Origin of the sequence: Flagellimonas pacifica, from assembly GCF_900215465.1 — a bacterium.
Lineage (GTDB): Bacteria > Bacteroidota > Bacteroidia > Flavobacteriales > Flavobacteriaceae > Flagellimonas > Flagellimonas pacifica.
In genome coordinates this window covers 290,838-297,325 of record NZ_OBEH01000005.1, presented here as the reverse complement: position 1 = coordinate 297,325, position 6,488 = coordinate 290,838, and the positions used below count along the sequence as shown (strand labels likewise).

At 35.0% G+C, this 6,488-nt stretch carries 7 protein-coding genes; 4 read left to right on the top strand and 3 right to left on the bottom strand.

Features of this window, described 5'->3' with window-relative positions; translation table 11 throughout:
* Positions 1-481 precede the first annotated feature (481 nt).
* The 3 genes from CRO15_RS16235 (at position 482) to CRO15_RS19970 (ending at position 3,808) form a co-directional block, all read left to right on the top strand.
* The gene (locus CRO15_RS16235; RefSeq protein WP_097046904.1) at positions 482-1,726 is read left to right on the top strand and encodes an alginate export family protein; all 1,245 of its coding nucleotides are present in this window, start codon (positions 482-484) and stop codon (positions 1,724-1,726) included.
* 23 nt (positions 1,727-1,749) lie between these two features.
* The gene (ric, locus tag CRO15_RS16230; RefSeq protein ID WP_097046903.1) at positions 1,750-2,472 is read left to right on the top strand and encodes an iron-sulfur cluster repair di-iron protein; all 723 of its coding nucleotides are present in this window, start codon (positions 1,750-1,752) and stop codon (positions 2,470-2,472) included.
* A 598-nt stretch (positions 2,473-3,070) separates the two neighbouring features.
* On the top strand, positions 3,071-3,808 hold the full coding sequence (locus CRO15_RS19970) for a hypothetical protein (protein ID WP_243396997.1): 738 nt from the start codon (positions 3,071-3,073) through the stop codon (positions 3,806-3,808).
* A gap of 41 nt (positions 3,809-3,849) precedes the next feature.
* Here the strand turns inward: CRO15_RS19970 and nadA are convergent, their stop codons facing one another.
* Entirely contained in the window at positions 3,850-4,818 is a 969-nt protein-coding gene (gene nadA, locus CRO15_RS16220) for a quinolinate synthase NadA (RefSeq protein WP_097046920.1), read from the bottom strand.
* Positions 4,819-4,898: 80 nt separating this feature from the next.
* On the opposite strand from nadA, the gene CRO15_RS16215 reads away from it, so the two are divergent.
* Positions 4,899-5,363, top strand: a complete 465-nt coding sequence (locus CRO15_RS16215; RefSeq protein WP_243396996.1) for an RrF2 family transcriptional regulator — start codon at positions 4,899-4,901, stop codon at positions 5,361-5,363.
* Positions 5,364-5,661: 298 nt separating this feature from the next.
* On the opposite strand, the gene CRO15_RS16210 is transcribed toward CRO15_RS16215, so the two are convergent.
* Positions 5,662-5,898, bottom strand: a complete 237-nt coding sequence (locus tag CRO15_RS16210) for a cytochrome C oxidase subunit IV family protein (RefSeq protein WP_097046900.1) — start codon at positions 5,896-5,898, stop codon at positions 5,662-5,664.
* A gap of 1 nt (position 5,899) precedes the next feature.
* On the bottom strand, positions 5,900-6,475 hold the full coding sequence (locus tag CRO15_RS16205) for a cytochrome c oxidase subunit 3 (protein ID WP_097046899.1): 576 nt from the start codon (positions 6,473-6,475) through the stop codon (positions 5,900-5,902).
* Positions 6,476-6,488 lie beyond the last annotated feature (13 nt).

Here is a 6,488-nt window from a genome sequence, read left to right as displayed (position 1 = left end):
AAATCCAACCAAGACCAACTCTCCTAAAGCTTCGGCAAGAACAGCATACTAGGGTCGATATCTTGCGCACAGAGCACTTCTGCAACAGCCACGTTCGCTTTATCGGACTATTTTTGATTAATCGCTTCTTAAGAAAAGTGTGCCCTAATTATTTTATTTTTCTTTGATAACGGTTCCAGTGACCTATACTAGACTCGAACCCTCGGTCCCATGTAGATTGGGTTGATACCCATAAAAATATAAAGGCAATTTTCAATAATGTCAGTTTTTCACCCTCTTAAATGCTATAAGAATTATAAATAGATGTTTCCTAGGGATTTGTTTATGATACTCATAATGAGCAAACAACTGTCCCAACAGATTGAAGAAACGCTACTCATGCGTAATTGAATTGAAAATATGATAAATATCATACTCCTGTCTATAACATGAACATACCTTCGTATAATAAAAGATAAAAAAACCTTTTAATATTTTTCTTTTGAACAGATTCCTAATAATTGCTTTTTTATTTGCATTTACAGTAACGAATGCCCAACTAAAAATCGATGCTGAACTAAAACCACGATTTGAATACAGACATGGTTTTAAAACGCTTTTTCCAGATGATTCTGATCCAGCTGCTTTTATATCTCAACGAACAAGATTAAATGCTGGTTACAGCATGGAAACAATGGATTTCTTTTTGAGCTTTCAAGATGTGAGGGTTTGGGGAGATGTGCCGCAGCTCAATACTGCCGATAATAGTGGACTTGCGATTCATCAGGCATGGGCTTTAATTGACCTTAATTCTAGTTTTTCCATAAAAGTAGGCCGCCAAGAAATCGTTTATGATGACAGTCGCTTTTTTGGCAATGTGGACTGGGCTCAGCAGGCGAGGAGCCATGACGTGGCTATGCTTAAATACATTGATAATAGTTTTAAAATGGATTTTGGCCTTGCTTTTAATCAAGACGGCGAATCTTTAACCGGCAACACACTAACCACTAACACCTATAAGGCGTTTCAATATGTTTGGTTGCATAAAGATTGGGAGAACTTTTCTGGAAGTTTTCTGTTTTTAAACAATGGCCTACAATTTATTGATACGATAGATTCCAATGCCAATGAAACAAGGTATGGTCAGACGGTTGGTTCTCATCTTAACTATGCTGTAGGCAAATTTAGGTTTACAAGTAACCTATATTATCAGTTTGGAAAAGACGTATTGAATAATGATTTAAATGCATATTTAATTGGTCTGGAGACTTATTATAAAGCAACTGAGAACACAACTTTTGGCTTGGGATTTGAGTTGCAAAGTGGTAATGACAATGGAATTCCAGCTAATGGAAAAAATGAGGCCTTTAATCCGTTGTACGGAACCAATCACAAGTTTAATGGGTTAATGGATTATTTTTATGTAGGCAATCATATCGACAATATTGGTCTATTGGATATTCACGCAAAAGCAAGCTTCAAACTTAATGACACCTCCAGTTTAAACCTTGCTCTTCATAATTTCTCGGCAGCAGCAGATTTTAGCAATGATCAATTAGGTAACGAATTGGATATTGTTTATTCCCATGGCATTCAAAAATATGTTACCCTGAAGCTGGGCTATTCACATATGTTTGAATCTGAAGGTATGGAAATACTTAAAGGAAACTTTGACAATAATACAAACAATTGGGGTTGGGCCATGTTGGTTATAAAACCAACTCTTTTTCAAAACGACAACAAATAATTTCACTTCAATAAAGCATTTTTATGGAAACTAGCAGAGATAAAACTGTAGCAGATTTTGTTACCGAGAACATAAAGACCGCACATGTCTTTAAAAAACATGGAATAGATTTTTGCTGTGGAGGAGGCATTTCCATAGAAAATGCTTGTGCAAAAAACAATGTGGACCAAGCACTTTTGGAAAAAGAGCTTGTTGTGGTTGATACCATTTCAGAGCGTATCCTTGACTACGATAAATGGGCCATCAACTTTTTGATTGATCATATAATCAATGTTCATCATACCTATGTAAATGAGAGTTTGCCAATGTTATTGCAATACGCCAATAAAGTGGCAAGGGTTCATGGACAGCATTATAAGGAGGTTGTTGAAATAAATAAATTGATTCATGATGTGGCCAATGAGCTGCTCTTGCATCTTCAGAAAGAAGAAGAAGTTTTATTTCCATACATAAAACAGTTAGTTGCATCTCAAAAAGAGGAAGGCAAGAGTCAAGTTTCCTCTCCTTTTGGGTCTGTAAATAACCCCATAAGAATGATGGAACACGAACATGAAAATGCCGGTAACATTTTTAAGGAAATCGCCAGGTTGACCAATAAATATTCACCTCCGCCCGAAGCATGTAACACGTTTAGGGCCTTATATGCTAAATTAGAGGAATTTGAGCAAGACTTGCATCTTCATATTCATCTAGAGAATAACATTTTACATCCTAAGGCAATAGCATTGGAAGAAAAAATGAGCTAGAAAAACTTCCTTACTTTTAATGAAGGATAAATGGAGTGTTCCAAAATCTGGGGCACTCCATTTTCAATTCTTTGTTTACAACTAATTTAGCTGAAGCAAATATTTTAAATATGATAATTAGAGTTCAGTGTCCTTTTTAAATAAACACAGCTTTTTTGCTTTGATTTACTTCTTTTTGATTGCGTTCTTAGGAGTTTTCTTGCGGCTCTATCAAATAGTTGACCTCCCTGCGGATTACAAGTTTATAGTACACACTCACTCGCACGTGGCCTTACTGGGATGGGTTTATACTGCTTTGACAACCCTTATTTACAAATTGTACCTGGGTAATGCTTCAATAGAAAAAAAATACCGTATCCTATTTTGGTGCACCCAAATAACAATAGTTGGGATGCTCTTAACCTTTCCATTTACAGGCTACGCCCTGTTTTCAATAATTTTCTCTACTCTTTTTCTATTTGCTTCTTACTCATTTGTCTGGCTTTTTATTAGATACACAACTAAAGAACAGAAGAGAACAAACTCCTATAGATGCATACATGTTTCACTATGGTTTATGGCAATGTCCAGTATTGGTCCGTGGGCATTGGGTGCTATTATGGCTTCTGCAGGAAGTGGATCAGATCTTTACAGAAATGCAATCTATTTCTACTTACATTTTCAATATAATGGATGGTTTGTAATGGCGTTATTTGGAATATTAATTCACATTCTGGAGAAACAAGGGATTGTACTCGAAAAAAAGAGTTTTAATCATTTTTTTTGGACCATTAATGCTGGTGCAGTTTTGACTTTTGGTATTTCATTGTTATGGATGAAACCACCTATTTTAATCTATGTTATTTCAGGCATTGGAGCTTTATTACAGTTTCTTGCTATGGTGATTTTGGCAAAACAACTGTTTCTTGTTAAAAAGAGAATGAAAAAAATAGGACCAAAACTATTTTACCGGCTCTTGAAAACAATTGGTTTACTTTTTTTAGTTAAACTCTTCCTCCAATTATTGGGGGCATTCCCATATTTTGCTGCTGTTATTTCATATAACATGGATTTTGTAATTGGATATTTACATTGGATTTTTTTAGGTGTAGTTAGTTTAGCTCTCCTGGTGTTTTTAGATTACTTTAAATTAATCTTACTTACCAAAGAGTCTGTCCTGATTTACGTCATAGGATTTATATTGACCGAAGGGCTTATTTTTTACAAAGGCTTTGTAGTTTGGTTGAAGGTATCCTTGGCCGTTGATTATTTCTGGTATTTAGTATTGGCCAGTGTCGTCGTCTTGATCGCAATTGGCAATATTTTTAAAGACCAATTAAGAAAGACTACAGGTTAAACCACACCGAATCCTACTACTAAATAATTAGTTGTTATCATTTATTTGGAAAGTTCTAACATATGTTCAATAGGAACCAATGCTTTTTCTCGAATATCCATTGGCACATCAATTTGCGGACTTTCATTTAGCAAACAGTCATGTAGTTTTTGCATAGTATTTACTTTCATATATGCACATTCACTACAGGCACAGGTGTTATCCTCTTTAGCAGGAGCAGGAATCAATTCTGCCGTAGGTACTTCTTTCCACATTTTGTGTAAGATGCCTGCTTCGGTTGCAACTATAAACTTATCATTGGGGTGTGCTTTCACATAATTGATCATGCCCGATGTTGAACCAATATAGACAGCCGTTTTAAGAATATGTTCCTCAGATTCTGGATGTGCTATAATCTTATAATCCGGATACTTTTTATGGAGTGTAATCAATTTGTCGATGGAAAATGCTTCATGAACCAAGCAGCTTCCGTCCCAGAGCAACATGTTCCTGCCAGTTTTCTTAATTATATATTGACCCAAATTTCTATCTGGAGCAAAAATGATAGGTTGGTTTTCTGGAATGGATTCAATAACCTTTAATGCATTGGATGATGTGCATACAACATCAGTTAAAGCCTTGACTTTGGCACTACAATTTATATAGGTAACCACAATATGGTCAGGATGTGCATTCACAAACTTTTCAAAAGTATCTGCCGAACAAGATTCTGCCAAAGAACAACCAGCACTTAAATCAGGCAGAAGAACCTTTTTTGATGGATTGATGATTTTTGCCGTTTCGGCCATAAAATGAACTCCAGCGAAGACAATAATATCAGCTTTTGTTGCTGCTGCCAATTGAGATAACCGCAAACTATCACCCACGTAATCAGCAATTTCCTGTATTTCTGGAATTTGGTAATAATGTGAAAGGATGATAGCGTTTTTATCTTTTTTAAGTTGTAATATTTTTTCTTTAAGATTCACCTTGGTCACAATTAAGTATCGTGTTAAAATACTATAGGGCATGACCATAAAGCATGATATAAATCATATGGTGTTTTAAATGCGACCATATAATTAAGATTAAAATATCTTTTTATATACTTTTGAAAAAAAATGAACCTATGCTGTCCAATGCCTGTAAATATGGTATACGCTCAATTCTTTATTTAGCTATGCATGCTGAAAAGGAAGAAAAAATAGGAGTAAAAAACATTGCCGAAGCACTAGAAGCTCCTCAACCCTTTTTAGCTAAATTATTGGTACAGCTGGCCAAAAACAAATTGGTTTCATCCTTTAAAGGTCCCACAGGAGGTTTTTTTCTTGACAAAGAGAATCTTGAAAACTCGGTCTGGGATGTTATAAAGTGTATTGATGGTACTGATAAGTTTGAACAATGTTTTATGGGATTGTCTACATGTGGAGATGAGAACCCATGTCCTGTTCATTTTACAGTAGTTCCGTTTAAGAAAAAAATTCTCAATGATTTTAAGGATAAAACATTAAAAGAGTTTGTCGATGAAATCAAACTTAAGGGAAGATACATCTCGTTGAAGGATTTGGAAGTCTAGCCAATTACGTTGCGCTACACCAAACCCTCTATCACTAAATTCAAACTTTTTCTTTGACAAAGTATCTATCAAGTTCAGGTAAGATGTTGTTCTTTTTGTCCTAAGATTTTACTTTTTTTCAGCAATCTCATCTTTTTCAACAAGATATCATCGACCAATAATGTTACCCGGTCAATTCAAATCTTTAAACCTAATAGGAAGAGTTTATTGTAAATCCTATTTACGTAACTGGGATATGGAAAGAATGTGTTTTCGCCATAACTGTGTAAAATCAGTATTTGTTTTATGGCTTAGAATTTTAGAAAATGATTATAATTAGTGCTATGAACAATAGTAAATAGCTTAAAATCAAAATTTTCCAAAATAAATGTGCTTTCTTTAGTTCCATGAACTGAAACGAAACAGCTGTAAATTTCAATGCCGCGAGGATTAATATTAAAACTGAAATATAAGTATCCTTTATCTCTGAAATTAATGCGGTAGTAATGGTCAAAACCAATAAAAATACCCAAGTGATTGTTATGGTCTTTCCCATTTTAAAAGAGTAAATAAAGCATTGGGAACAACAACAGCCAAATCAAGTCGCACATATGCCAAAAAGCTGCACTTGCCTCTATATCTTCAATTGTGGTGGATTCTTTTTTTATCCCAACATAAACCGAAATTAAAATGATCAGGCCTACTATAACATGGATTACATGAAACAAGGTAAGCATCCAATAATAGTTGAAAAATGTACTGTGCCCCATTCCCAATCCAGCTTCAATTTTTTCGTAGTATTCCACACTCTTCAGCAACAGAAAGAGGCTTCCAAAAAGTATGGTTGCCGGCAGATATTTTTTCAACCTCTGCTTTCCATAAAAATTCATTTCTTTAACGGAAAGAGCCATAAAAAAGCCACTTGTCAGCAAGAAGATGGTATTGATCATACCATATGTTACGTTTAACAACAATCTTGAATCATGAAACTGAACGGGTTCGGCTTTGCTTTCATATACCATAATTACCAAGGCGACACCAAAGGTCATCAGCTCTAAAAAAATGATGATCCAGAGTAAGATTCCCCCAGGTGGAAAAAAGATGTTCTTATGATCGACAGCCTCTTGGTTCATAACTATTCAGGTA